Annotated in this window: 26 protein-coding genes; 11 read left to right on the forward strand and 15 right to left on the reverse strand. The window is 66.6% G+C overall.

Annotated elements, in window-relative coordinates; translation table 11 throughout:
* The first annotated feature begins 8 nt into the window (after nucleotides 1–8).
* The gene (locus tag F9C12_RS24325) at nucleotides 9–584 is read left to right on the forward strand and encodes a peroxidase-related enzyme (RefSeq protein ID WP_409184150.1); all 576 of its coding nucleotides are present in this window, start codon (nucleotides 9–11) and stop codon (nucleotides 582–584) included.
* Here the strand turns inward: F9C12_RS24325 and F9C12_RS24330 are convergent.
* The 5 genes from F9C12_RS24330 to F9C12_RS24350 all read right to left on the reverse strand — a co-directional run bounded on the left by F9C12_RS24330 (nucleotide 572) and on the right by F9C12_RS24350 (nucleotide 4,561).
* Entirely contained in the window at nucleotides 572–859 is a 288-nt protein-coding gene (locus F9C12_RS24330; RefSeq protein WP_409184151.1) for a hypothetical protein, read from the reverse strand. The two genes, F9C12_RS24325 and F9C12_RS24330, sit on opposite strands and share 13 nt — an antisense overlap.
* Nucleotides 860–1,789, reverse strand: a complete 930-nt coding sequence (locus F9C12_RS24335; RefSeq protein WP_409184152.1) for a GNAT family N-acetyltransferase — start codon at nucleotides 1,787–1,789, stop codon at nucleotides 860–862.
* Nucleotides 1,790–2,052: 263 nt separating this feature from the next.
* Nucleotides 2,053–2,202 (reverse strand): hypothetical protein, encoded by a 150-nt coding sequence (locus F9C12_RS24340; protein ID WP_162836041.1) that lies wholly within the window; start codon nucleotides 2,200–2,202, stop codon nucleotides 2,053–2,055.
* 256 nt (nucleotides 2,203–2,458) lie between these two features.
* Complete coding sequence (locus F9C12_RS24345; protein ID WP_009085137.1) at nucleotides 2,459–3,649, reverse strand: ATP-binding protein; 1,191 nt, start codon at nucleotides 3,647–3,649, stop codon at nucleotides 2,459–2,461.
* A 153-nt stretch (nucleotides 3,650–3,802) separates the two neighbouring features.
* Nucleotides 3,803–4,561, reverse strand: coding sequence for a MerR family transcriptional regulator (locus tag F9C12_RS24350; protein ID WP_409184153.1), 759 nt, complete (start codon nucleotides 4,559–4,561; stop codon nucleotides 3,803–3,805).
* Nucleotides 4,562–4,745: 184 nt separating this feature from the next.
* On the opposite strand from F9C12_RS24350, the gene F9C12_RS24355 reads away from it, so the two are divergent.
* A complete protein-coding gene (locus F9C12_RS24355) occupies nucleotides 4,746–5,252 on the forward strand; it encodes a DoxX family protein (protein WP_409461949.1) in 507 nt (168 codons plus the stop codon).
* Nucleotides 5,253–5,301: 49 nt separating this feature from the next.
* On the opposite strand, the gene F9C12_RS24360 is transcribed toward F9C12_RS24355, so the two are convergent.
* Nucleotides 5,302–6,591, reverse strand: a complete 1,290-nt coding sequence (locus F9C12_RS24360; RefSeq protein WP_409184155.1) for an acetyl-CoA C-acetyltransferase — start codon at nucleotides 6,589–6,591, stop codon at nucleotides 5,302–5,304.
* 95 nt (nucleotides 6,592–6,686) lie between these two features.
* On the opposite strand from F9C12_RS24360, the gene F9C12_RS24365 reads away from it, so the two are divergent.
* Nucleotides 6,687–8,021 carry a 3-oxoacyl-ACP reductase gene (locus tag F9C12_RS24365; RefSeq protein ID WP_409461950.1) on the forward strand — a complete coding sequence of 445 codons (1,335 nt, stop codon included), beginning with the start codon at nucleotides 6,687–6,689 and terminating at the stop codon, nucleotides 8,019–8,021.
* Between the two features lie 3 nt (nucleotides 8,022–8,024).
* Nucleotides 8,025–8,861, forward strand: a complete 837-nt coding sequence (locus F9C12_RS24370) for a MaoC/PaaZ C-terminal domain-containing protein (protein WP_409461951.1) — start codon at nucleotides 8,025–8,027, stop codon at nucleotides 8,859–8,861.
* A gap of 506 nt (nucleotides 8,862–9,367) precedes the next feature.
* Here F9C12_RS24370 and F9C12_RS24375 read toward each other — a convergent pair.
* Nucleotides 9,368–10,024 carry a TetR/AcrR family transcriptional regulator gene (locus tag F9C12_RS24375; protein ID WP_409461952.1) on the reverse strand — a complete coding sequence of 219 codons (657 nt, stop codon included), beginning with the start codon at nucleotides 10,022–10,024 and terminating at the stop codon, nucleotides 9,368–9,370.
* Between the two features lie 120 nt (nucleotides 10,025–10,144).
* Here F9C12_RS24375 and F9C12_RS24380 point away from each other — a divergent pair, with 120 nt between their 5' ends.
* Both F9C12_RS24380 and F9C12_RS24385 read left to right on the forward strand, forming a co-directional pair.
* Nucleotides 10,145–10,789 carry an SCP2 sterol-binding domain-containing protein gene (locus F9C12_RS24380; RefSeq protein WP_409184158.1) on the forward strand — a complete coding sequence of 215 codons (645 nt, stop codon included), beginning with the start codon at nucleotides 10,145–10,147 and terminating at the stop codon, nucleotides 10,787–10,789.
* A 30-nt stretch (nucleotides 10,790–10,819) separates the two neighbouring features.
* On the forward strand, nucleotides 10,820–11,398 hold the full coding sequence (locus tag F9C12_RS24385) for an SCP2 sterol-binding domain-containing protein (RefSeq protein WP_409184159.1): 579 nt from the start codon (nucleotides 10,820–10,822) through the stop codon (nucleotides 11,396–11,398).
* Between the two features lie 61 nt (nucleotides 11,399–11,459).
* Here the strand turns inward: F9C12_RS24385 and F9C12_RS24390 are convergent, their stop codons facing one another.
* Both F9C12_RS24390 and F9C12_RS24395 read right to left on the reverse strand, forming a co-directional pair.
* Entirely contained in the window at nucleotides 11,460–11,681 is a 222-nt protein-coding gene (locus F9C12_RS24390; RefSeq protein WP_409461953.1) for a hypothetical protein, read from the reverse strand.
* 246 nt (nucleotides 11,682–11,927) lie between these two features.
* Nucleotides 11,928–12,620, reverse strand: a complete 693-nt coding sequence (locus F9C12_RS24395) for a hypothetical protein (protein WP_409461954.1) — start codon at nucleotides 12,618–12,620, stop codon at nucleotides 11,928–11,930.
* A 693-nt stretch (nucleotides 12,621–13,313) separates the two neighbouring features.
* On the opposite strand from F9C12_RS24395, the gene F9C12_RS24400 reads away from it, so the two are divergent.
* The 4 genes from F9C12_RS24400 (at nucleotide 13,314) to F9C12_RS24415 (ending at nucleotide 18,305) form a co-directional block, all read left to right on the forward strand.
* A complete protein-coding gene (locus tag F9C12_RS24400; RefSeq protein ID WP_409184162.1) occupies nucleotides 13,314–13,994 on the forward strand; it encodes a hypothetical protein in 681 nt (226 codons plus the stop codon).
* A gap of 67 nt (nucleotides 13,995–14,061) precedes the next feature.
* A complete protein-coding gene (locus tag F9C12_RS24405) occupies nucleotides 14,062–15,459 on the forward strand; it encodes a transcriptional regulator (RefSeq protein ID WP_409184163.1) in 1,398 nt (465 codons plus the stop codon).
* Nucleotides 15,460–17,286, forward strand: coding sequence for a DEAD/DEAH box helicase (locus tag F9C12_RS24410; protein ID WP_409184164.1), 1,827 nt, complete (start codon nucleotides 15,460–15,462; stop codon nucleotides 17,284–17,286). It begins immediately after the preceding gene.
* 59 nt (nucleotides 17,287–17,345) lie between these two features.
* Complete coding sequence (locus tag F9C12_RS24415) at nucleotides 17,346–18,305, forward strand: NaeI family type II restriction endonuclease (RefSeq protein ID WP_409184165.1); 960 nt, start codon at nucleotides 17,346–17,348, stop codon at nucleotides 18,303–18,305.
* A gap of 20 nt (nucleotides 18,306–18,325) precedes the next feature.
* Here the strand turns inward: F9C12_RS24415 and F9C12_RS24420 are convergent, their stop codons facing one another.
* Nucleotides 18,326–19,612, reverse strand: a complete 1,287-nt coding sequence (locus F9C12_RS24420) for a DNA cytosine methyltransferase (protein ID WP_409184166.1) — start codon at nucleotides 19,610–19,612, stop codon at nucleotides 18,326–18,328.
* Nucleotides 19,613–19,698: 86 nt separating this feature from the next.
* Between F9C12_RS24420 and F9C12_RS24425 the strand changes: the two genes are divergently transcribed.
* Nucleotides 19,699–20,151 carry a very short patch repair endonuclease gene (locus tag F9C12_RS24425; RefSeq protein WP_409184167.1) on the forward strand — a complete coding sequence of 151 codons (453 nt, stop codon included), beginning with the start codon at nucleotides 19,699–19,701 and terminating at the stop codon, nucleotides 20,149–20,151.
* 102 nt (nucleotides 20,152–20,253) lie between these two features.
* On the opposite strand, the gene F9C12_RS24430 is transcribed toward F9C12_RS24425, so the two are convergent.
* From F9C12_RS24430 to F9C12_RS24450, 5 genes are all read right to left on the reverse strand, one after another.
* On the reverse strand, nucleotides 20,254–21,369 hold the full coding sequence (locus F9C12_RS24430; protein ID WP_409461955.1) for a DNA cytosine methyltransferase: 1,116 nt from the start codon (nucleotides 21,367–21,369) through the stop codon (nucleotides 20,254–20,256).
* 10 nt (nucleotides 21,370–21,379) lie between these two features.
* Complete coding sequence (locus F9C12_RS24435; RefSeq protein WP_409184169.1) at nucleotides 21,380–21,808, reverse strand: very short patch repair endonuclease; 429 nt, start codon at nucleotides 21,806–21,808, stop codon at nucleotides 21,380–21,382.
* A gap of 12 nt (nucleotides 21,809–21,820) precedes the next feature.
* Nucleotides 21,821–22,285 carry an FxsA family protein gene (locus F9C12_RS24440; protein ID WP_409184170.1) on the reverse strand — a complete coding sequence of 155 codons (465 nt, stop codon included), beginning with the start codon at nucleotides 22,283–22,285 and terminating at the stop codon, nucleotides 21,821–21,823.
* Nucleotides 22,286–22,393: 108 nt separating this feature from the next.
* Nucleotides 22,394–23,578: a hypothetical protein gene (locus tag F9C12_RS24445; RefSeq protein WP_409461956.1), complete on the reverse strand. Its 1,185-nt coding sequence runs from the start codon at nucleotides 23,576–23,578 to the stop codon at nucleotides 22,394–22,396.
* Nucleotides 23,575–24,159, reverse strand: a complete 585-nt coding sequence (locus F9C12_RS24450; RefSeq protein WP_409461957.1) for an ATP-binding cassette domain-containing protein — start codon at nucleotides 24,157–24,159, stop codon at nucleotides 23,575–23,577. Before F9C12_RS24450 ends, F9C12_RS24445 begins: the two co-directional genes overlap by 4 nt.
* Between the last annotated feature and the right edge of the window lie 32 nt (nucleotides 24,160–24,191).

Here is a 24,191-nt window from a genome sequence, read left to right on the forward strand (position 1 = left end):
TGGGCGGTATGACCAACCCCGTGAGCCGGTTCCCCGTGACGGAACTCGAAGACCTTCCCGACGATCTCCGCGAGCGCATCGGCGCCATCGCGGAGAAATCCGGCTTCACGCCGAACATCTTCCGCGCCCTGGGCCACCGGCCCGCCGAGCTGAGGGCCTTTCTCGACTACCACGACGCGCTCATGGAACGCGAAGGCGGGCTCACCAAAGCCGAACGCGAGCTGGTCGTCGTGGCCACCTCCGGTGCGAACCACTGCACTTACTGCGTCGTCGCGCACGGGGCGATCCTGCGGATCCGCGCCAAGGACCCGGAGCTGGCCGACCGGGTCGCGACCAATCCGTGGCAGGTCGAGCTCGACGAGCGCGGCCGGGCGATCGTCGACCTCGCGCTGGCGTTGTCCCACGAATCCGCGTTGTTCGGCGAGGGCGACCTGGAGGCGGCGCGCGAGGCGGGGCTGACCGAGGACGAGATCTGGGACGTCGGCGCGATCACCGCGTTGTTCGCGATGTCCAACCGGCTCGCGCATTTGACCGCGCTCAAGCCGAATCCGGAGTTTTACCTGATGGGGCGTCAGAAGCGGTAGAACGGTCCGGGCAGGTCGCGGCTGAGCTCGAACCGGGTGCGCAGCCAGTCGCGCAGGCGGTGCATCGGTTTCGTCCACACTCGCGGCGCGGGCCCGAAACACCTCGGGTCCGCGTGCGGGGTGAACGCGTCGCCGGTCAGGATGACCGCGTCGTGGCCCAGCGGGCAGTGGCCGGACACCGAGATCACGCCGCGCGTCAGGTTTTCCACCCAGTCGACCTCGTCGACGCCCAGCAGCGTGCGGCGATCGCACACGGCGCAGTACAGGACGAACATCTACAACTCCCGCCGCCAGGTCTCGCCGGTCACGAGCGGACCGAACGCGTCCGTCTCTTCCTTGCCGACTAGTTCGAATCCGGCACTCCGGTAGATCCCGCGCGCGGCGGCGAGCAACGACAGCGTCCACAGCTCCATCGCCCGATATCCCCGCGCGCTGGCGAATTCGACGCATTCGCGCACCAGCCGCTTGCCGACCCCGTGCCCGCGCGCGGCTGGTTCCAGCAGGAGCAGCCGAAGCTTCGCGGTGCCTTCCTCGTCGCCGGGCGTGCAGAAAATACTGCCGGCCCGTTCGCCGTCGAGTTCGGCGATCCAGCCGGCTTGGCGCGGGTCGTCGCGGCGTTCGGCGAAGTCGGCGACCACGCGAGCGACGAGGGCTTCGAAGCGTTCGTCGAGGCCGTACTCCTCGGCGTACAGCGCTCCGTGCCGATGCACCACCCAGCCGAGGTCGCCCGGGCGCGGGGCGCGCACGGTGACTACCGGTTCCGGTGCCGAATCGCTGACGAGTGCGGTGATGGTCCCCATCGCGCCGAGCAGCCGGCGCTGGTCGGCGTCCGCGAACTGGTCGAGGAGGCTGCCGATCTGGCTGGCCGAGCGGCGGTCGAGGTCGGCGAAGGCGGCGCGGCCTTGTTCGGTGAGCGCGACGAGCTGGCGGCGGGCGTCGTCCGCGCAGCGTTCGCGGGTGATCAGGCCGCGGGTTTCCAGCCTTCCCAGCAGTCTGCTCGCGTAGCCGCCGTCGAGGGACAGCCGTCTGCGCAGATCGCTGACCTGCAGCCGGTCCTGTTGGGCGAGTTCGAACAGCACCCGTGCTTCGCTCAGCGAGTATTCGGCGTCGGCCGGTCCCTCGTCGAGGACGCCGATCACGCCGGTGTAGAGCCGGTTGAACGCGCGAACCGTGGCGACGCGCTCGGCGAGTACGGAATCCGGCACGGGGACCACCTCGACTCGATCGTTGACTGAGTCAAGCATCTCCCCTTCGCCCACTCGGGGCAAGGGAATTCCCTCGGTGGTGGAGCGGCGCGGAGGAAGTGGTCCAGACATATGGAAACCCCGTGATGCTGCCAGGTCGGGGGTCCGCCAGCATCACGGGGTCGTAGTGGGTATCGACGCGGCTCTTCGCGGCGTTACACCCAGGGTTTTCTGTGGTCTAGATCACTCGCGTGAGTGACTCACCAACAGGTTGGTCGTGCAGGTCAGCGCATGAACGGCTGACGCGCCTGGGCGAGGGCGATGAGCTCCTGCCGGACCGTGGAGGTGGCCGCGGTGTCGATCGCCCGGTTCAGTGCCCGGCGAGTGCGAGCCTCGGCGCGACGGGCACGGAGCTTGGCGGCGATGTTGCTCATGGTCTTCTGCATCCCCTTCAGAGGTCTTCGGTGGCTGTGTCTCTAGTATGCACCTTTTTTCACAAGGAATCCAACGAATCTGCGGTGACATGGGGCACTTGCCGAAGAATCATCGGTGACATCCTGGAGAACGCCGGACAGATCTCGTGTTGGCGGTCACAAGCCGCTAACGCGCTACCGCTCTCTACGGATTTCTAGCGAAATAACTAGATACCGCTAGGCAGCCGGATAGACCGGTAGCGAGGGGAAGATCCGCTCAGTCGCGGCCGAGCAGGTAGTGCCCGAAGTGCGGCACGGTGAAGGCGATCTGCCCGCGTTCGGCGGAGTAGACCAGGCCTTTCTTCATCAGGCTGTCGCGCGCCGGCGACAACGACGACGGCTTGCGGCCCAGGTAGACGGCCACATCGGCGGTACCGGCGGCCTCGTCGCGGCCTTGGGTCAGCTCGGCCATCGCGAGCAGGTACTCGCGTTCGGCGGGTGTCGCGCGTTCGTAGCGCGAGCCGAAGAACCCGACCGCCAGCTCGGACTCCGCCTCGGGCGCGGCGACCTGCACGTCTTTGACCGTGATCGGGTCCGCGGGCGCGGCGTCCCAGGCGGCTTTGCCGTAGGCCTGGATGAAATACGGATAACCGCCGGACGCGTCGAAGAGCGCGTCGAGCGCCTCCGGTTCGATCCCGGCGTCCTCGCGTTCGATCGGAGCCAGGACCGCGTAGTCGGCGTCCTCGCGGCTGAGCCGGTCGATGCGCGAATAGCGGAAGAGCCGCTCGGAGTAGGACTTCGACGCCGACAGCACCGCGGGCACATGCGGCAGCCCGGCGCCGACCACGACCAGCGGCGCGCCGGATTGCGACAACTCGTGGCAAGCCGCGCACAGCGCCGAGACGTCGTCCGGCTGCAGGTCCTGGATCTCGTCGATCAGCAGGGCGACCCCGGTGCCGACGTCCGCGGCCAGCTCGGCGACGTCGGTGAACAGTTCGACCAGGTCGATCTCGATGTCGCCGGAATCGGCCCGGCCCTGCGCGGCGGGCACGTCGATGCCGGGCTGCCAGCGGTCGCGCAGTTTCGCGTCCGGTTTGTTCGCCTTGAGCGCGAACGCTTTCAGCACCCCGAGCACTTCCTCGACCCGGTCCGGCGCGCGATGCCGCACGGCCAGATCGCGGATCGCCCGGTGCAACGCCGCCGACAACGGACGCCGCAGTTCCGCGTCCGGCCGCGCTTCGATCTTGCCCGCGCCCCAGCGCCGCCGGACGGCCATCGACCGCAACTCCCCCAGCAGCACCGTCTTGCCGACGCCGCGCAGGCCGGTCAGCACGAGACTGCGCTCCGGGCGTCCGCGAGCGACGCGTTCGAGGACGACCTCGAACGCCTTCAGCTCCCTTTCCCGGCCAGCCAGCTCCGGCGGCCGCTGCCCGGCGCCGGGCGCGAAGGGGTTGCGGATGGGGTCCACTCTGTCACCGTATCGAGGTATCTAGAGCGAGCCCGATATTTGGCCATAGATGGCTAGCGCGTGTTGCTCGGCGGCTTAGCGCGTGGTGCTCGAAGGATGGCCGGGTCTGCAGCCCCGTCCATCCTTACCCCCAGCGCCCACTCTGACGGAGCGTTAGTCCGTCAGGTTCCGCTCCGCGTAGATCTTCATCGCGTCGCGGATGTACTCGGCCGTGCCGGGGCCGTGCTTCTCGTCGTACGAGCCGTATCGCGGGTCGTCGACATACAGCTGCCCGAGACCGGCGAAGTAGCTCTTCGACACGGTCCCCGCGGCCGGGCGCAGCCAGCGGTAGAGCCGCGCGGCGATCGCCTGGGTCTCGTCCGAACCGGCGTCGCGGCCCTCCTCGCGGGCAGCTCCGAACGCCGCCGAGATGTCCAGCTGTTCCTGCTGGAAAGCCTTCTTCTCGTCCGCGGACAGCGACCGCCACCACTGGTCGCCCTTGCGGTAGGCGTCGGCGCCCCAGCGCTGGGTGACCTCTTCCTCGTACTGGGTGTGGTCGAACCCGTCGAACATTTCCTCTGCCATCAGTTGTTCACCTCCCTTCAGTTTCCGGAGCGTGGTCCGCACGGAGTCGATCTGCCGCCCGATCCGCTGCTGTTCCTGTTTCAGCAGCGCCAGGTGCGTTTCGAGCGCCGCGACGCCGTCGCGCTGGCCGTCGAGCACCTCGGCGATCGCGGGCAGGCCCAAGCCCAGGTCGCGCAACAGCAGGATCCGCTGCAACCGGACGAGCGCCTGCTCGTCGTAGTAGCGGTAGCCGTTGGCGCCGATCCGCGTCGGCGGCAGGAGCCCGACGGCGTCGTAGTGCCGCAGGGTCCGGCTCGTCGTGCCCGCGAACCGGGCGATGTCCTGGATCGACCATTCCGTCCTGACCACGGCTTCGACGGTAGAGGTTGACGTAGCGGCAAGGTCAAGCGTGAGTCCGCTAGAACTGTCTAGGGGAATCTAGCGATAGAGCAATATTCGGCTAGGTATCGCTAGCCCGGTTCGGCGGGGAGCGGGGCGGGCAATCCCGGTTGTAGGTTCTTGTACAGGGATTCCTGACCAGAGAGGCGAGACCGTGATACTGCGCCGGGTGGCACGTCCACTGCTCGCGTCGATCTTCGTGTTCGGCGGCATCGGTGCCCTGCGCGACACCCAGGGCCACGCGAAGGCGGCCGAACCGTTCCTCACCGAGACCTTCGACAAGGTCGAGGGCCTGGTCCCGGACCAGGTCCCGCGCGATCCGGCCACGCTGGTGCGGATCGACGCGGCGGTCAAGATCGGGGCCGGGCTCGCGCTGGCGAGCGGCAAGGCGCCGCGGCTGGCGGCGGTCGCGCTGCTCGGCTCGCTGGTGCCGACGACGCTGGCCGCGCACCGGTTCTGGCAGCTGTCCGATCCGGGCGAGAAGCAGGCCCAGCAGGTCCAGTTCTTCAAGAACGCGTCGCTGGCCGGCGGGCTGCTGCTGGCCGCGAGCGACACGGCGGGCAAGCCGTCGCTGGGCTGGCGGGCCCGGCGCGCGGCGAAGAAGGCGGGCAAGCGCGCCGACAAACTGGCCAAGCGCGCGGAGAAGACGCTCACCGACTGAACGCGCGAAAAAGCCGCCGCCCGAGCGTCCGGGCGGCGGCCTCTCGCGCTTACTTCTCCAGGATCGCGGTGACGCCCTGGCCGCCCGCCGCGCAGATGGAGATCAGGCCGCGCCCCGAACCCTTCTCGTTCAGCAGTTTCGCGAGCGTGGCGACGATCCGGCCGCCGGTCGCGGCGAACGGGTGCCCGGCCGCGAGCGACGAGCCGTTCACGTTGAGCTTGGCGCGGTCGATCGAGCCGAGCGGCGCGTCGAGGCCGAGCTTCTCCTTGGCGAACGCCGGGTCCTCCCACGCCTTGAGCGTGGCGAGCACCTGCGACGCGAACGCCTCGTGGATCTCGTAGAAGTCGAAGTCCTGCAGGGTCAATCCGGCGCGCTCGAGCATCCGCGGCACCGCGTAGGCCGGGGCCATCAGCAGACCCTCGTCGCCGTGCACATAGTCGACGGCGGCGGTCTGACTGAACGTCAGGTACGCCAGAACCGGCAGCTTGTGCGCCTTCGCCCACTGCTCGGTGGCGAGCAGGACGGTCGACGCGCCGTCGGTCAGCGGCGTCGAGTTGCCGGCGGTCATGGTGCCGTCCGGGCCGCCGTAGACCGGCTTGAGCTTGGCGAGCTTTTCGACCGAGGAGTCCGGGCGGAGGTTCTGGTCGCGGGTGAGCTTGAGGTACGGCGTGACCAGGTCGTCGAAGAAGCCGCGGTCGTAGGCGGCGGCGAGGTTGCGGTGGCTGGTCGCGGCCAGTTCGTCCTGCGCCTCGCGGGTGATGTCCCAGACCTTCGCGGTGAGCGCGGCGTGCTCCCCCATCGACAGGCCGGTGCGCGGTTCGGCGTTGCGCGGGATCTCCGGGACGAGGTGGCCCGGGCGGATCTTCGCGACCAGCTTGAGCCGGTCGGCGAGCGTCTTCGCCGCGTTGAGCCGCACGAGGATCTGGCGCAGCTGCGGGTTCACCGCCAGCGGGGCGTCACTCGTGGTGTCTACGCCGCCGGCGATCGCCGAATCGATTTCCCCGAGCGCGATCTTGTGGGCGACGTTGATGACCGCCTGCAATCCGGTGCCGCACGCCATCTGCACGTCCGACGCCGGCGTCGCGGGCGAGAGCTTGCTGCCCAGGACGCTTTCGCGGGCGAGGTTGAAGTCCTTGGAGTGCTTGAGCACCGCGCCCGCGGCGACCTCGCCGATCACCTCGCCCTGCAGGGAAAACCGGCTGACCAGACCGTCCAGCGCGGCGGTGAACATGTCCTGGTTCGAGGCCCGGGAGTACGGGCCGTTCGACCGCGCGAACGGGATCCGGTTCCCGCCGACGATCGCGACCTTGCGCACCGCGGGGGTTTTCCTGGTCGCCATGCCGTCCACCTCTCTGGAGTCGTGCCTTTCACACTGTAACCTACTAGCGAGTAGGTTAGACTGCGACGTGACGCAGACTGCACGGGAGGCACGTGATGGCGGACAGGTACCAGCAGTTCACGAAAACCCCGCTGGGGAAGTTCGTGGTGCCGAAGCTCGGCCTGCCCAACCCCGCGACGTTGCGCCGGTACCGTCCCGGTCAGCCCGCACTCGAGGGTCCCGCACTTCTCGGCGCCGCGCCCGGCGGACGGCTGGAGAAGACCGTCCGGGCGCAGCTCACCGAGGCGGGCATCGAGGTGCTCAGCGCGCCCGCCGACCGGCACGCCGCGCTGGTCTTCGACGCCACCGGCGTGCAGGACCCGCGACAGCTGCGTGAGGTCTACCGGTTCTTCCACCCGGTGATCCGCAAGGTGGGCGCCTCCGGCCGGGTGGTCGTGCTCGGCACCCCGCCGGAGCTGGCCGAGGGCCGCGAGCAGATCGCCCAGCGCGCGCTGGAAGGGTTCGTCCGCTCGGTCGGCAAGGAACTCAAGCGCGGCGCGACGGCGCAGCTGGTCTACGTCGCCGAGGGGGCGGAGGACGCGGCCGAGTCGACGCTGCGGTTCCTGCTGTCGGCGAAGTCGGCGTTCGTCGACGGCCAGGTGATCCGCGTCGGCACGCACGCGAAGACCGCGCCCGCGCCGGAGAACTGGGAAAAGCCGCTGGACGGCAAGGTCGCGCTGGTCACCGGTGCGTCGCGGGGCATCGGCGAGGCGATCGCCGAAACGCTCGCCCGCGACGGCGCGCACGTGGTCGCGCTGGACATCCCCGCGCAGGGCGGCGATCTGTCCACTGTGGCCAATCGGATCGGCGGTTCCGCGCTGCAGCTGGACATCACCGCGGCCGACGCGCCGGACAAGCTCGCCGAGTACCTGACCTCGCGGCACGGCGGCGTGGACATCGTGGTGCACAACGCCGGTATCACCCGCGACAAGACCCTCGGCAACCTGACCGAGGGCGGCTGGGATTCGGTAATCGCGGTGAACCTCGCCTCGCAGCTCGCGGTGAACGACAAGCTTCTCGGCGACAAGATCCTGCGCGAAAACGGCCGGATCATCGGGGTTTCCTCGATCGCCGGCATCGCGGGCAACGTCGGCCAGGCGAACTACGCGACGTCGAAGGCGGGCGTGATCGGGATGGTGAACGTCGGCGCGCCGCGGCTCGCGGAGTACGGCGGCACGATCAACGCGGTCGCGCCCGGGTTCATCGAGACCAAGATGACCGCCGCGGTACCGCTGTTCATCCGCGAGGCCGGACGGCGGCTGTCCAGCCTCGGCCAGGGCGGGCTGCCGGTGGACGTCGCGGAAACCATTGCCTGGTATGCCAACCCGGCGTCGGCGGCGGTCAACGGGAACCTGGTCCGCGTGTGCGGCCAGGCGCTGCTGGGGGCGTGAGCGATGGCCGTCCGTGAAGTGACGAGCGCGCCGAGCCTGGCGACGCTGTACCCGAAAGCCCTTCTGCGCCGCGGCGGTGGCTCAACGCTGCCGACCACGGAACTGGTGCGTCCCGAGGTCGTCGTGGACCCGGCACATGTCGCGGCCTACAACGAAGTCTGCGGATTCCGGTTCTCGGACGAGCTGCCGGTGACGTATCCGCACATGCTGGTGTTCGGATTGCAGATGGCGTTGATGACCGAGCCGGGTTTCCCGTTCCCGCTGCTGGGCTTGGTGCACGTCGAGAACCGGATCACCCAGCACCGTCCGTTGTCGCTCGGCGAGACGTTCCGGGTGAGCGTGCGCGCGGAAAACCTGCGCCCGCACGAAAAAGGCAGCCAGTTCGACATGGTGAGCGAGGTCCACTCCGGCGCGGACACCGTGTGGAGCGAGGTGTCGACCTACCTCCGCCGCACCGGCTCGGGTACCGGGTCCGCTTCGCGCCCCCAGCTGACGCCGCCGAAACCGTCCGCGCTGTGGCACATCCCGGGCGACATCGGCCGCCGCTACGCCGAGGTCTCCGGCGACCGCAACCCGATCCACCTGCACCCGCTGACCGCGCGCCTGTTCGGCTTCCCGCAGGCGATCGCGCACGGCATGTGGACGAAGGCACACGCGCTGGCGTCCTTCGAAGGCAGGCTGCCAGACGCGTACACCGTCGCGGTGCGGTTCAAGCAGCCGGTGCTGCTGCCCGGCCGCGCGGCGTTCACGACCTGGCAGACCGACGATGGATGGGCCTTCGAGCTGTGGCATGCGCGGAAGCCGAAACCGCACCTGGACGGGGTGATCTCAGCCCTCTGAGGGCTTCTCGTTTCGGTACTCGAGGTATTGCTCTGGATGGATGGCCGCCGACGCGTGAAGCACAAAACTGACGACGTGGTGCCACCTTGCCCGTCGTCCGAGTTGAGCTTCGACGCGGATCTCGCGATCTTGGTGTTGGAAGCCCGGTGGAGCGGAGTCGAACTCAGCGAATATCTGGGTGACGCTCCGGCCGGGAACGGCGAACGTCGACGGGAGATCTGCGTCGTTTTCCCCGCGTAGCCGTGGGCGTGTCCTCTCCCATCTCAGCGGGCTCATCGCTGGCTCACCCAGCACTACAACGCGCGGGTCTCGAACGACGATCGGCAGTGCGCCAGTGTTGTGAAGAACCAACGGGATGAGGACCGACTGTCCGCCGTTCCGCTCTGGGCCAGAAGCAAAGGTGTGCGGAGGAAAGGTCTTCAATCGACCAGGTCGCGCATTGAGCCACCAGAACGAGAAGACCGTGAACACCAACGCCCCGATCGAGACCGTCAGAGCCACGCCGCTCACTCTGAGGGCTTCCAGACCTGCCCCTCGACGAGGTCGTTGAACCCCAGCCACACCAGGTTCATCAGCCACGACGCGAGCACGCCGTCGGAGATCTCCGGGTGGTCCAGTGCCCAGTCGGCCAGCGATTCCGCCGCGCCGACCAGCGCCGCGGCCAGGCCGGGGCCGGAGAACTCCGTCTGCTCGCCGAGGCCCTTGCGGGTGCCCGCGGCCACCACGAGCGCCGCGACCAGTTCGATCGCGCGCGTGCGCATCGCGGTGATCTCCGCGGCGAATCCGCCGCCGACCGTCAGTGCCTGGCGGTGCAGCACGGTCCAGGACTCGCGGTATTCGGCGACGAAGCGGTAGAACGAGCGCAGGCCGTGCCACAGCTGCATGTCCGGCGGCAGGTCGGGCTGCACGCCCGCCTGGATGGCTTCCAGCAGTCGGGTCGCCTCGCGCTGGATGCTCTTGCCGAAGAGGTCTTCCTTCGAGCCGAGGTAGGTGTAGATCATCGGCTTGGAGACGCCCGCGACCTCGGAGATCTCGTCCATCGACGCCGAGTGGTAGCCGTGTTTCGAGAACACCTGCACCGCGGCGTCCAGGATCTGCCGTTCACGGACCGCCCTCGGGAGCCGTCTCGCTCGCTCGGGTGGGCGCTGATCTTCGTCGGGCACGCTGCTCTTTCCTCCCTCTCGCTGGCACGGACGGTACCCGTCCCCAGGTCGGCGGCGTTGCTTGCCGCGCTACCTACTCGCCGGTAGCCTTACGGCGGAAAGTTCCGGAAGGGGTGAATGATGGCCGACAACCCGGAGGCGACCAGCTCTGACCTGGCCGGCCTGCGCGGGGTCGCGCTGCTGGACGCGCTGGACCGCACCGAAGCCGTCGACGCGAGCGCGCTCGACGCCAACGCGGTCGCGGACGCCATCGACCCTCGTGAGCTGGGCCGTTCCGACCTGAACCGGCTGCTGGCGGCGCTGATGCGGCTGTCGGAGCAGGTGCCGGCGTTCTCGCTGGACAAGGTCGACCCGACGAAGTTCGCCACGCTGGTCGCGCGCGCGTCGCGGGCGCAGCTGGAGGCCGTGGCCGCCGAACGTCCACTGCGCGAGCGGGTGCTGGACGAGATTTTCGCCCGCATGGGAGCGCACATCCGGGCGAAGTCGCTGCGCGCGGTGGTGCACTGGCGGCTGTCCGGCGGCACCGGCGAGGGCGGTTATGACCGCTACGAGACGGTGCTTTCCGACGGAACCTGCACAGTGTCCCGCGAAATGCGCGAGAAACCCCGCGTGACGATTACGCTTTCGCCCGTGGACTTCTTCCGCATCATCACCCACCAGGCAACGCCCGCGGTCCTGTTCGTCACCGGGAAACTCAAGGTCAAGGGCGACCTCGCCTTCGCAGCCGGGCTGGTCGGCCACTTCGACCTGCCCCGACCGGCCTGAGCCGCTCCGGTGTCCCGCTGGCGCTCGCGCATGCGTGCCGCGCACTCACCCGGTGAGCACGCGGTGAACGGTTTCGCCCGCACGCTCGAGGTGGGCAAACTGACCCCGGAGCAGTTCGTGCAGGTCCTGGAGACGCTGCACATGCTCGGCACCGCCGGAGCCGGCATCGACATCGCCTCGCTGACCACGCAGTCCCTGGTCGATGTCGTCGCGGCGGCTACGCGGGAGCAGCTGAAAGGCATCGCCGACCACGACGAACTGCGCGCGGTCTTCCTGGACGAGATCTTCCGCCGGATGTCGGAACACTTCCGCCCGGACCGAGCCCGGCACGTGGACGTCGTGGTCTCCTGGCGCTTCCCGGCCGGAGACGATTTCGACCGCTACCAAACGGTCATCGAGGACGGCCTGTGCGTGTCGAGCACCGACCTGTCCCGCACCCCGGACACGACGATCACCGTGGCGGTGGAGGACTTCATCCGCATGGCGACCGGCAACGCGGCGGTGGCGGCGATGTTCGTGACCGGGAAGGTCAAGGTCAAGGGCGAGTACGCGCCGGCGGTGCGGTTGTCGGGGTATTTCGACATTCCTAAGCCGACTGGGGCGGACTAGCCGGCGCGCTGGCGTGAACGATCTTCACGCCAGCGCGCCGGCCTGAGCCCATCCTCGTGACCTACCAGTGCCAGTGGGTCAGGCGGACGATCAGCGACAGCAGCCTGAAGAAGAAGCTCATGAGCTTGAACCAGGGGTTGTCGACAGCCTTCTGAACGTCCTTGCCGCGTCGGCGAATGGTAACGCTGGTACGGGCGATCTTCCGCCTCCAGCGACCGCTGGACGGGGTGACGATTCCGCGGCCGGGGCGCTTGCGGCCCAGGTCACGCTTACTATTGACCATAGAACATGGCCTTCCTAGGTGTTCGGTCGTGTTCGAAGGGATGGGGCTGGCCGATCGCATGCCGGCAACTCGGTCAGTCCCGTCTCGGGATGCTCGCGGAAGGTCGCACGGCGGGTCCCGAGCGCACGTCGGCCAGGTGCTTATGCGGGTGCGTGAGATGTTCCGCAAGTGTCGTTTACAGTAAGTAAGCAATCGACTCTTTCCGTGGTCGGCTTTCGTTCGGGTCCCTTCCGTTCGGGTCCGATGTCATGCCCAGGCAACAGTTGCTCTGTGTAATAATGGTTTGGCTTGCTCGAGCAGTTCGCGCACGGTCGCGTAGTCGTGTAGCTGCAGAGATGCGAGTGCCGCCGAGATCATGTCCGCAGCGGCCAAGACGGGTGTGGTTCCCGGCGGGACCTTCCGGTTCTCAACCTCCTTCCGGTTCTCAACCTCGGAGTACGGGTCGCTGGAAACAGGCCGCGCACCTTTGTTCGCGCCGCCGCACGGTTCGCGCGGCGCGACGCAGTTTCCGTTGCGCCGGTCCTCGGCCCGGCACGACTTGCCGTTGCGCCGGTCCTTTTTTCCTGCCGTTTTATCCCAGGATGTGGCGTGCGCCACAGCATTAGGGGCATCTTGGCATCGCGTACCGGCGTGCGAAAGGCTCTCTTTGGCTGCGTGGCGCAGCTCGATGAGCTCGTTTAAACGGCACGGCAGTTCGCCTGCGGGCGTCCTGGCCGAGGCTGCCAGGTAGATCGTCCTGAGAAAGGACGCGGGCGGGATCCTTGTCAAATTCAGGTACTGGGAAAGCGCGGGCTGCGATACGTGCAGGACGGCAGCGTTGCGCACCATGCTCTGCTTCGGCAGGCGGAGATACAGTTTCTTGAGCGCGGCCGCGAACGCGATTACTTCCGGGGTCGGAGGGCGTCCGAGCCGTTTCCCGACTTGCCCCAGGGCTGGCATGTTCCTTGATCTCCTCTTCTGAACTCTGATTCTGGTTGTGGGTTCTGGTTGTGCTTGCGCTGACGTCCGGGCCATTGCGAAGCGCACGTTGAAGACCGGCTTCGTGATGGCTTAAGACCCGACGCGGCGGGCGGCGTCGGTATATCTGCTGTGCCAGTAGACCTGTTGCACCCCAACGGGTTTAGTGCGCGCGAGGGTTTAGTGCACGCGAGGTCTAGCTCATGGAGGTGCTGCTTCGATGGTCGATTAACTCCGGCACGACCCCCTGTCTCCGGCTTGCGCTGTCTCCAGCTGCGTTGTCTCCGGCTTGCGCCGCATTTTCGAAATGATGGTGCCAGGCGAGCCTAGCAGCCTTCGCTGGCGAAGCGGCAGCAGTTCTGCGTACGGAGTGTCGGCCGCGTACGCACTCTTCGCGGTGCTCGGTGCGCGTACGCGGTGTCGGAGATCGGTTCTGTCGCGGTCACTGGTCTCCGGGTCGCTAAGTCGACATTTCTGCCGCTTCGCAGTGTGAAACAGTAGGTCCGCATAGTGAAATTTTACCGAGTAAAGAATCGATTTTTGCTGCAATGATCGCTGTGATAATATTTCTGCAATAATTGCATTCTGTCCGCAGTTGCAGACAGGTCTCCCGGTTCCTGATATAAATCGGTGGAGAAGGGCTTTGCGGCCGGGCCTACACGCGACGGAGGAGAGATGCCGCTTTCGTGGCAGGATAAAAACCTGGGCACCATGAAAAGGGTTGCCTTGTGGCTTGTTGCCGAAGTTGGCGAAGGTAACAAGTTCACCAAGGCTCAGCTGCGCGACACCTTTCCCGGTGTCTCGCAGATCGACCGGCGGATGCGTGATCTCCGGAGTTTCGGATGGCGCATCGACACGAACCGGGAGGACGTCACCTTGGCCGCCCCGGAGCAGCGCTTCGTGAAGCAGGGCCAGCCGGTGTGGGAGAAGGGGGTGACCTCCAGGCCGTCGCATGCGCCGGCCATTGGGGCCACGCGCCGCCGGGAGATCATCGCCCATGACGACAATATGTGCCGCTCGTGCGGTATTACCCCCGGTGACGTCCATGAAGACACGGGCGAAGGCGCGCAGCTCGACATCGCGCGCCGGAAGGTACGGGTGCCGGACGGTGGTGTGGCGGTGCAGCTTGTCGCCGAGTGCCGCAGGTGCCGGCTCGGAGGGAACAAGCTGGTCGCGGATGCCGCGGGGGTGGCGGTCCGGGCGAAAGGCTTGAGCGAGGAGGATCAGCGGGTCCTGGCAAGCTGGATCGAAGCCGGCGAACGGGACTTTCGGGAGGTGGAGCGCGTATGGGCCAGCTATCGCGCGCTGCCGGCCGAGGCGCGGGCCAGTGTCCGCGGTGCGATTGGCTTGGACTGAGGCGTGCCCGGGCTAGGCCCGGGATATCGTTTCTATCGGGAAGCCCGTGGCCAGCGCAGGAGTGGTAATGATCAAAGACTATGGGCAACCGCCCCGAGCTGACGAGATCCGGAACCTCATCGAGCGGCGGCTCAAGGAGGTTGCTGACGCAACCGGGCCACGGGAAACTCAGACCGTCGACTGGCGTGGCAAGCAGGTCCACCTCGATGTCGTCGAGGTGAAAATCGGGGACCTCTACTACAACCCGGCGACCCACCGGGTCCGTGCACAGCGCAGCCACGATCCGCGGCTTGACGCACTGGTGGACGAAGATCCCTGGTCTGTCGAAAGCCAGCAGTACCTCGACAAGCTTCTGAAGAGTTTGTCGGCGGACCCGACGCAGATCGATCCGGCGTTCACGGAGCTGAAGGAGAGCCTCCGGGAGTACAAGCAGACCGAGCCGGGGCTGACGACCGTTGATGGTGTGCTCGTCAATGGGAATACTCGCCGTGCTGCGCTGATGGAGCTTCACGGTCCTGAAGCGACGATGCGGGTAGCGGTGCTGCCGGCGTCCTGCGACTGGTCCGATGTGCGAGATGTCGAGCTCTCTCTCCAGCTGCGGAAGGAACATCGGCGCGATTACTCGTACATCAACAGGTTGCTGGCTATCGACGAGCTGGTCAGCCAGGGCGTCCCGATGCCAGCTATCGCGCAGACTTTCCGCAGTACAGTGCCGGCGTGCGAGCAGGACTTGTGGGTCTTCTCCGCGATCAAGTCGATGATCGAGCGCAGCGAGGCCGACGGGCGGCGCATTCCGCTCATCGAGTTCGAGCGCGACCAGGAGAAGATGCGGGAGCTGGCACGTACCTATCAGAAGGTCAAAGCCGTCAAGCCGGACGATGCTGAAATCCTGAAGGAAGTACGTCTCGCCGCGATCGCGCTGGACTTTTCCAAGACAGATGTCCGGTTCATCGAGCCAGACTTCCTGGATCGCTACCTCTCTCCCCGGCTGCCGGACGGATTCATCCCCGAGACCGAGTCAGCCGAAGTTGCCATCCCTGGATTGGGCAGGTCGGTGAAGGCGGGGTCCAGCCAAGCCGCTACGGCCAGAGCGTTCACTGACAAGGTGCTTCGCGCGGTGGCTGAGAAGTCGGCTACCGCCGACGGAACTCCTGACTCTTGGACAGAGGTTCGCAGTTTGGTGGAGAACGCGATCAAGCTGGCCGGCAGCGACCAGACACTGACGAAGAAGAAACGAAAAGTATCGGATCGGGTCACCGCCGCGACCGACCAGCTCCAGCAGTGCGTGACAGACCTGGTGATGTCGCGTGCCGACCGATCGCTCGATGAAGAAGCGTTCAACGACGCGCTGCTGAAGCTGAAAAAGGTCCTTCGCCGGCTGGCGGTTGAAGGAACGCGCACGGTCAATGACCCTGGCGAGGGCGTCGATTGGCTGCGCCACGTGATGCTCGAGTCTGGTTCCTGAGTGGCTGAATCGTCGCCCAGCCTGGTGCTGGCCTTTGACCAGACAAGAACGCGTGCGGAACTCCGTGCGCAACCGCCCTACCGGGAATCGCTTGCTAGCTTGATGGCACGGTTTCCAGGCGGCCGGATGGTGGACCGCCTGGCGGCCCAGGTACCGATTGACGAGTTTCTGGCTGGGCTCGAAGAGCTGGCGAACTGGCCTGAACCCGCTACCGTCGTTTGGGAAGAGAATTTTCGCACCCGGGCTCTGGCCCTGCTCCAAGACGCGGAACGGTCAGAGGAGATCCTCGCCGGAGATCTGGGCAGCAACCAGGTCTCCGCGGAGGATGTCCCGGGGATCCTCGGCTCTGGGTGGACGGCGGACCTCACGGAGTTCCAGCGCCGCGACATCGCCAAGCTTCTCTCTCTGGGACACGGCGCGAACTTCAGCGTTCCCGGTGCCGGCAAGACCCGCGTCGCGCTCGCGGTGTTTTCGGCTTTGCGGGAACAACGGAAGGTCGACCGCGTCCTGGTGGTCAGCCCGAAGTCCGCGTACGAAGCGTGGGTTGACGAGAGCCAGGAGTGTTTCGGAGACGGCTTTACCGTGAAATTCCTGGGGCGAGCTGGTTTCCGCGCCGCGGACTTGCTGATCGTCAACTACGAGAGGCTTGGCCGTTCGCTTGAAACCTTGGCAGACTGGCTGAATGCGGGTCCCGCACTGGTGATTCTCGACGAGGCTCATCGGATGAAGCTGGGCACGGCCGGCGTCTATGGCATGGCTTGCATGTCGCTCGCCCCGTTGAGCAAGGCACGGCTGATCTTGACCGGGACGCCGGCCCCTAACGGTGCTCGCGACCTGGAGAGCTTGCTCGCTTTCGTCTGGCCAGGCCGTGGCCGACGGGTGGTGAGCCAGGCCGTTGAGGGCGGCAACCTGGACTACGCCAGCCGCGTGCTGAAGCCGATGTATGCCCGTACGACGAAACAAGAGCTGGGTCTGCCGCCCGTCAGTCTCCGGGTTCGCACGGTCGACATGCCTCCTCTGCATCGGGAGATCTACGACGCGCTTCTGGGGCAATTCGCATCTGCGCGCGCGGAACGGAGCCGATCTGACTTCGACTCGTTGGGCAGGACTGTTCTTCGTATGATCATGGCTGCGACCAGCCCCGCCCTGCTCTCGCAAGGGGCTTCTCGCTACGAGCCGATATCCTTGCAGGTTCCTCCACTGGAGGTGCCTCCCGAAAACCCGCTCTACGAGCTGCTTGGTTCATTGGGCGAGTACGAGATACCGCCGAAGTACCAGGAAGCACTCGCGATCGTGGCGGGCAACGCGGCCCAAGGACGGAAGACCCTGGTCTGGGCCAGCTTCGTACGCAGTATCACCACCTTGGAGAGCTTGCTCGCTGACTTCTCCCCCGCAGTGGTGCACGGTGGCACACCGGAACGGCAGGAGCAGATTGATCGGTTCCGGACTGATCCGGCGTGCCAGGTGCTGATCTCCAACCCGGCAACGCTCGGCGAGGGAATCAGCTTGCACCAGGTCTGCCACGACGCGGTTTATGTCGACCGCGACTTCCAAGCGGGGCGCTTTCTGCAGAGCTTGGACCGGATTCATCGCCTCGGTCTCGCGCCGGATGCGGAAACCAACGTCACCATCCTCACCGCTCGCGAAACGATCGACGAGGTCGTCGCGATGCGGCTCAACGAGAAGCTTGACTTCATGGGCCGGATCCTCGACGACTCCGCTGTTCAGCAACTCGGTGACCCGGATGATGAGCCAGCAGCGGTGGCGGGCATGGATTCAGCGGACGTCGAGGCGCTGATGCTGCACATCGCGGCACGCCAGAACTGAGGCCGGGACTTTCGGGAAATCGGTGCGAGCGAGCCGCGGAGCGAACTAGTGTCGTTCGCATGGCGGACGACGAGCAGGCCGGTCAAGCAGAGTTGTGGAACGAGCCCGCCCGTCAGGATCCGGATCCCCAGCTTGAAGAGGTCGCTGCGATCCTCCGCAAGGCCGACCCGGACGGGCGGCGATTCGCGAAGGCCATCCGCCGGAGCATCGACATGCTGCTCGACGGCCAGAACACTGGCCGTTATCGCTGGGATCAGTTGCACAAGACCGAGAAGACGCATGCCGGCACGCTGATCGAGATCAACATTCAGCGCGAGTTCGAGTTCGCCGGCGGCGCATCGATGGACTACGCGATTGGCGGCGTCGACGTCGACTGCAAATTCTCGCAGCAGAACGGTGCCTGGATGATTCCCCCGGAAGCTAATGATCATCTGCTGATGGTGGTGTGGGCCAGCGACGAGGCGTCCCGGTGGTGTGTAGGTCTGGTGCGAGCCAGGCGGGAGTATCTGCGGATCCGCGAAAACCGGGATGGTAAACGCTCCCTCAACGTCTACGGTAAGGGTCAGATTCGCTGGCTTTTCCGTGATGCTCCACTGCAAGAAAACTTGCTGTTGCGTCTTAGCGAGAAAGAAATCAAGGAAGTCTTCGCGGCAAAGTCCGGGCAGCAGCGGGTCAATTCGTTGTTTCGCGTAGCTGCGGGCAGACGAGTGTCGCGTAACGTCGTCGCCACAGTCGCCATGCAGGCTGACTATATGAAGCGCGTTCGGGGAAACGGTGGGGCGCGTTCCATTCTGAAAAGAGAAGGCTTCGTCATCCTTGGCGACTACGTCAACCACGTTAACGTCGCGAAGACCTTGAATATCGCTGAGCCGGGCGAAGGCGAGTTCGTCAGCGTGCGGCTGCGACCGAGGACTGCGAGCGACCTAGGGCCTTCTGTGGAGCTGGAAGGCGAGTACTGGGTCGTCGCTTCCCCTGACGAGCAGCTCACGAATCCTGCTCCTGAGTTGCCGCGAGTCTGACGGCAGCTCAGGCGTCCGGGTCAGCTGATCTTGGTCCGGTTCTTCTGGAAAGCCTCGTGCCGGACGTGGTCATCCTGGCCCACGAACGCCTTGAAGGCACCGAGCTTGTACTCGACGCCCTTGGGACCCTCTTTGATCTCCACGTCAAAGTCCTGGTTGATCAGGCTGATTCGTTTCTCCAGTTCTGGGATATCCAGCTGAAGCCCGGCTTCCTTCTTAAGGTCCTCCGCCGTAACGAATTTATCGGTGTCTCGGAGGGCGCGATAAACCGGATCGTGTTCCTGGTTTATCTGCCGGTCGCTGACTTTGCCCTCCTTCTGCAGCGCCTTCATGATTGCTTTCCCGACGGCGAATGCCATGGGTGGCGGGAACGCGTTGCCGATCTGCCGGTAGTTCGAGGTCTTCCGGCCGATGAATTTCCAGTCGCCGAACTCATCTGCCCAGCCTTGAATGCGAGCCACCATCTCGTTGGTCAGCTTGGGCCCAGGCTTCCCCTCGAATTTATCGCCCGGTTTCGGTGCGTCGTCAGCGAGGCCCATCGCATCCACGCCGAGTTCGGCCCATGCGCGCTTCGCGCGAGTCGGTCCGAGATCCGCGCCGCCGTGTTTCTTCGAGCCGCCGACGATGGTAGGGGCGATCTTGCTGGCCTTCTTCTTCCAGTCTTCGAGGCCTTCCCACTTGTGCTTGCCCATCAGGTCTCCGATGGCTTCCGCGACGGTGACCTCACGCTCGGACTCTTCCGGCCAGGAGAAGTGGTCCGCATACTCCTTCTGGAGCGCGACAAGCACAAAACGTGGCCGGAGCTGCGGCACGCCGAACCCGGCTGCGTGCAGGAGGCGCCACTCGGCAACGTAACCAAAGCTCACGAGCTGGTCCATTACATGCTGGCGGTAGCCGGCGAAGCGGGGCATGCTCAGACCGCGGACGTTCTCAAGCATCACGGCGCGCGGCTTGATGACGTTGACTTGCTCCACGGCCCATGCGAACAGATCACGCTCGTCGTTCGCGCCCAGCTGCTTGCCGGCGATGGTGAATGGAGGGCACGGAACCCCGCCTGCCAGGAGCGCGAGTTCCGGCAACCCCGCATCGTTGTCCGGCCGGTGATGTTCCGGTATCCACGTCCCGGGATCGGCGACGTCGCCCTCTCGGACGATGTGCTCCTCGCCCTCGAAGTTGGCTCTCAGTGTCGCGCACGCGTTGGGGTCAAGCTCGATCGCGAGACGGTGAGTGAAGCCAGCCTTCTTCAGGCCTAATGCCTGGCCGCCGGCACCAGCGCAGATCTCGATGACCTCGAAGGCCTCACTCACAGTAACCTCCTCAAGGCTCGCGCGAGATGCTTGGGCGCGGAACGGTATCTTTCCTCATAGCTTGAAGCCTGCGAGAAGGGGTGCCGATGGCAGGCCGCGAGGCTCGGGACGAAGCGCATGCCAAGGGGCTCTACCCCGCCCCTGCCAGCGAGGGCCGCTCGAGGAACATGCGCGCCAACCGCCGTACTGACACCAAGCCTGAGGTAACGCTCCGCAAAGAACTGCATCGGCTTGGTTACCGCTACCGGAAAGACCTTCCTCTGGTGCTCGACGGAGGCGTCCGGGTGCGGCCGGACATTGTCTTTACGGCGCGAAAGATCGCCGTCTTCGTAGACGGCTGCTTCTGGCATGTGTGTCCCGAGCACGGCCGGCAGCCGACGAGCAACGAGTGGTACTGGACGCCCAAGCTGCAACGCAATATGGCCAGGGACGAGCTGGTGACCGGCGCGTTGCGCGAAGCCGGATGGAACGTGGTGCGCATCTGGGAACACGTTCCGCTGCCGGAGGCAGTGGCCGCGGTCACTGATGCGATGAGCTAGCTGGAACACGTGTTCGACAGTAGTGCGAAGGCTCGGCAAAGTCCCTGATCCGAGCACTCGGCGCGCCGCCAAGATGCACGAAAGAGTGGCTGCGGCTGATCGCTAGCCCGCGGCCTCGAGGCTCATCTCCCCACGCGCCAACGGCATCAGGTAATTCTCCGACAGCCACCGCACCACCGGCACGCACACCGCGTCCCCGAAGCCGAACAGGGCCTGGTTGTTTCGCAGTCCGTCCAGCGAGTATTTCCCCGCGCCCATCAGCCGGGCGTACTCGCGGGGCGTCATCCAGCGGACCCGCACGCTGCCCCGGCCCGCTTGCACTACGGCCTGCTTAGACGACCCGCCGCGCGCGGTGCGCAGGCAGCCCGAGATGTCGTCTGGCCGGACTTCCCACACTGGCTTTCCGTTTCGGGTGCGCCGGTAGGCCGTCCGGTAGACCAGCTTCTTTCCCGCCTGTAGCTGCGTCAGCCGTTCCAGTTGGAGCGGCGAGAGCGACCCGATAAACGCCTCAGCGCGTGGCACAGTCCACCACCGCTCGTCGTCGGCGGGGAGGCGTTCGACGGCCGCGGACAGGCCGGTGACCAGCAGCGGCGGCGGGGCGGGCAGGGGGGCGCGATGTGTCCGCAAGGACGGGTCCAGCGTGAGCCATGCGGGGCGCAGCGGGGACGGCGCGGGCGAGTCCGCGGGCGGGTTTTGCGCGCCGACAATGAACAACCGCGGCCGTGACTGCGGGACGAACCGCCGGGCGTCCAGGGTCAGCACATCGGCGGAGTAGCCGAGGCGGTTGAGTTCGCGGATCGCCGCGCGAAGGTCGTCGCCGCCATGGCTGGTGGCCAGGCCGACGACGTTTTCCAGCGCCACTACCGGCGGCCGGTCCTGGCCCAGTTCGTCGAGGATGCGGGTGAATTCCCAGAACGTCGACGAGTGCGAGCCCGCCAGGCCGCGCCGCCAGCCGGCCAGCGAAAGGTCGGTGCAGGGGAAGGATGCCCAGGCCAGGCTGAGGCCAGTGGGCAGGTCGGAGCCGCGCAGGGCGGCGACATCGCCCAGTACGTACTCGTGCGTGCCTTGGTCGTTGAAGTGCGCCTCGTACATGGCCTGCTTCGCCGGTTCGATGTCGTTGGACCACGCGACGTCGAAGCCGGCCGGTTCGAGGCCTAGGCGCACGAGACCGATACCGGCGAAAAATTCCGCGGCGGTGGGCTGACCCGGTAGAGGCATGGCGCCAACATTAATGGGGCCGGCGTTCCTTCACGGTCTCGATCACCCGCGACGCGGCGACCTCGCTCGCCTCGTGTTCCCAGATGCGCACGGACAGCCAGCCCGCTTCGAGCAGCAGCGCGTCGGTATTCGCGTCCCGGCGGCGGTTGGTTTCGATCTTGGTCCGCCAATAATCGGCATTGTTCTTCGGCCAGGTGCCGTGTTCGGGGCAGCCGTGCCAGAAGCAGCCGTCGACGAAAACCGCCACTCGCGCCGGGCCGAACACCAGGTCAGCCTCGCGGCGGACGCCTTTCACCGGACGGCGGTGGACTCGGTAGCGGTACCCGGCGGCGTGCAGGATCTTGCGCAGCGCCATTTCGATCGAGGTATTGCGGGACTTCTGCCTGCTCATGCGGGCGCTCACCGCGGAAGTCGTTTCCAGCCGCTCCACGGGAGTCATTGTGGCAAAGGCTCAGCCTTCGACGATCCGGCCTTCGATCACCGGATGATTCGTCGGCCGCGGCTCCTCCGCGACGACCTCGCTGTCCACCACCATCACCGGACCGCGGCGCTGGTTGGCGTACCGGATGGCGCGCTTCTCCGCGCGACGCAGCCAAAACCGCCGGGCGATCGAGCGCGTCGGCGGCAGCAGGAGAAACAGGCCGAGCACGTCGCTGACGAAGCCGGGAACCATGATCAGCACCCCGCCGAGCGCGACGAGCATGCCGTCGGTCAGCTCTTTCTCCGGATTGCGCCCGGACTGCGCGGTGGCCAGGAACGCGCGCATCGCCTTGCCGCCCTCCCGGCGGGCCAGCCACGAGCCCACGAACGCGCCCGCGATCAGCAGGCCGATCGTGCCGAGCACACCGACGACCGAGCCGACCGCCCAGATGGCGGCGACTTCAGCGATGACGTAGAGCAGGAACACGACAGCCATATCCATTCAACGATCGAGTGGCGGGTTTTGCTCCCGATCGGGAAAAAGGCCAGGTCAGAGGGTCCGCAGGCACACGGCTGGCTACTTCCCTGGCGGAGGAGCCGACGATCAGAGCGGGACAAAGCTCGCTGCGATCAACCCCAGCACCAGCAGGTCCGGGCCTCGGACAAGCTGCCGCACCAGGCCAGCTGGGATCAGGACTCCCTCGTACAGCACCATCCCCATCGAGCTGAAATCCAGCGGGCCGCGCGTCACCGAGCGGACAGCCGCGAGTGCGGCGAGCAGCACGGCTACCACTGCGCTCAGCGACGCCGGGATCCCCAGCAGCAGGACCACACCCGCCCAGAGCAGGGCTAGCAGGCACAGGAAAGCGCAGGTCACGGCATGCAGCCGCAAGTTCGACGCGTCCAGCCAGCGGCGCAGTCCGGGCACTCGATGCAGCTGCGCGACCGGCGCGGTGAACGGGAGCAGCGCCAGATAACCGCCGACGCCCAGCAGCCACACTGACGTCACGGCGGGGAACGTCGCGTGCGTCGCGAGCACGGCGAGTGCCAGGAAGACCGGCAGGCCGAGCGTGTACCGGCGGGCGAGAGTCCCCGTCACTACATAGCGGGTGACGATGAAGCGGCCGGCCAGCGCGTTTCGCCACGGCACTGGGCGGCCGGCCGGGAGCAGTGCCCAGACGTCCAGGAAGGCGGCGGACGTCCGGCGCACCATGCGTTCGGTGTAGTGCCGGATCAACGTGTCTCGGGAAACCGTCCGAGGCAGCGGAGAAGACCAGGCCAGGGCGATCGCCGCGAGACCGGCGACCAGCGCGTAGGTCCACAGTGGAATGACCAGCGCCAGTGCGAGGGTAAGCGGGGCAAGGGATTCGCCGGGGAACGGACGTCGGTGGCCCATCGTCAGCGCCAGTGCGGCGACGGCCGCGAAAAGCGCAAGAGGGCCGGCTAGCGAGCTGGGGAAACCGATGAGCATCCCGGACACCGCGAAAAAATAAGCCGCCACGCCGAACCGGGCGGCCCAGTCCAGGACCAGCCGCCGGGTCAGCGCGGCAGGGCGCTGGCCGTCGAAATCATCCCAGGTCAGCGTGGCCGGATGGGCCCAGAGGTACCCGCGCCGCAGCGTCGCCCGCCAGGCCAGCGCGAGGCCGGTGCACAGCACGAGCACGCTGCCCAGCGTGCCCACCGGTGCGCCGCCGATCAGCTGGCTGCGCACCAGTTCGGTGTTGTAGAACGGCGATCCCAGCAGGCCGGCCGCGATGATCAGCGCGAGGACCAGGTCCGGGCGTTTCACAGGTCCACCACGTAATCCGCGACCTCGTCCGCGAGCGGCGGGTGATGGCTTGCCACCACGACCGCCGCGCCGCGTCCCGTGCTGGTCGCGACCAGCGTGGACAGCCAGGCCCGGCCCTCGGCGTCGAGCGCGCGTTCCGGTTCGTCCAGCAGCAGCACCTCGTGCGGACGCGCGACCGCAGCGTGCAGCAGGAGCCGCCGTCGTTGTCCGGCGGACAGTTCCGCCGCGGGAACATCGGGAGCCGGAACCGGGCCCTCGGCCAGTTCCCCGCCGAAGGAATTGCGCAGCAGATCGAGATGCTGGCGCGGCGTGAGTTCGTCGAAGAGTGCCGAATCGTCGAAAAGGACGGAAACCCGGCGACGGAAAGCGGCGGACCGCTCGTCCGGCGGTCCGCCGCAGACGGACACGGAACCGGACGTGGGCTGCTGGTTCCCGTAGAGACACCGCAGCAAGGTCGATTTGCCCGCCCCGTTGGCACCGCGGACGACCAGGCATTCGCCGGCGTCGACGGCCAGGTCGAGACCGCTGAACAGCGCTGTCTCGCCCGCGGTGACCCCCAGGTCTTGAGTGGTGATGAGCACGAAACCCCCCTCGGCTGATCACCTCAAGATAG

This window comes from Amycolatopsis sp. GA6-003 (genome assembly GCF_046267895.1).
In the GTDB taxonomy this organism is placed as follows: domain Bacteria; phylum Actinomycetota; class Actinomycetes; order Mycobacteriales; family Pseudonocardiaceae; genus Amycolatopsis.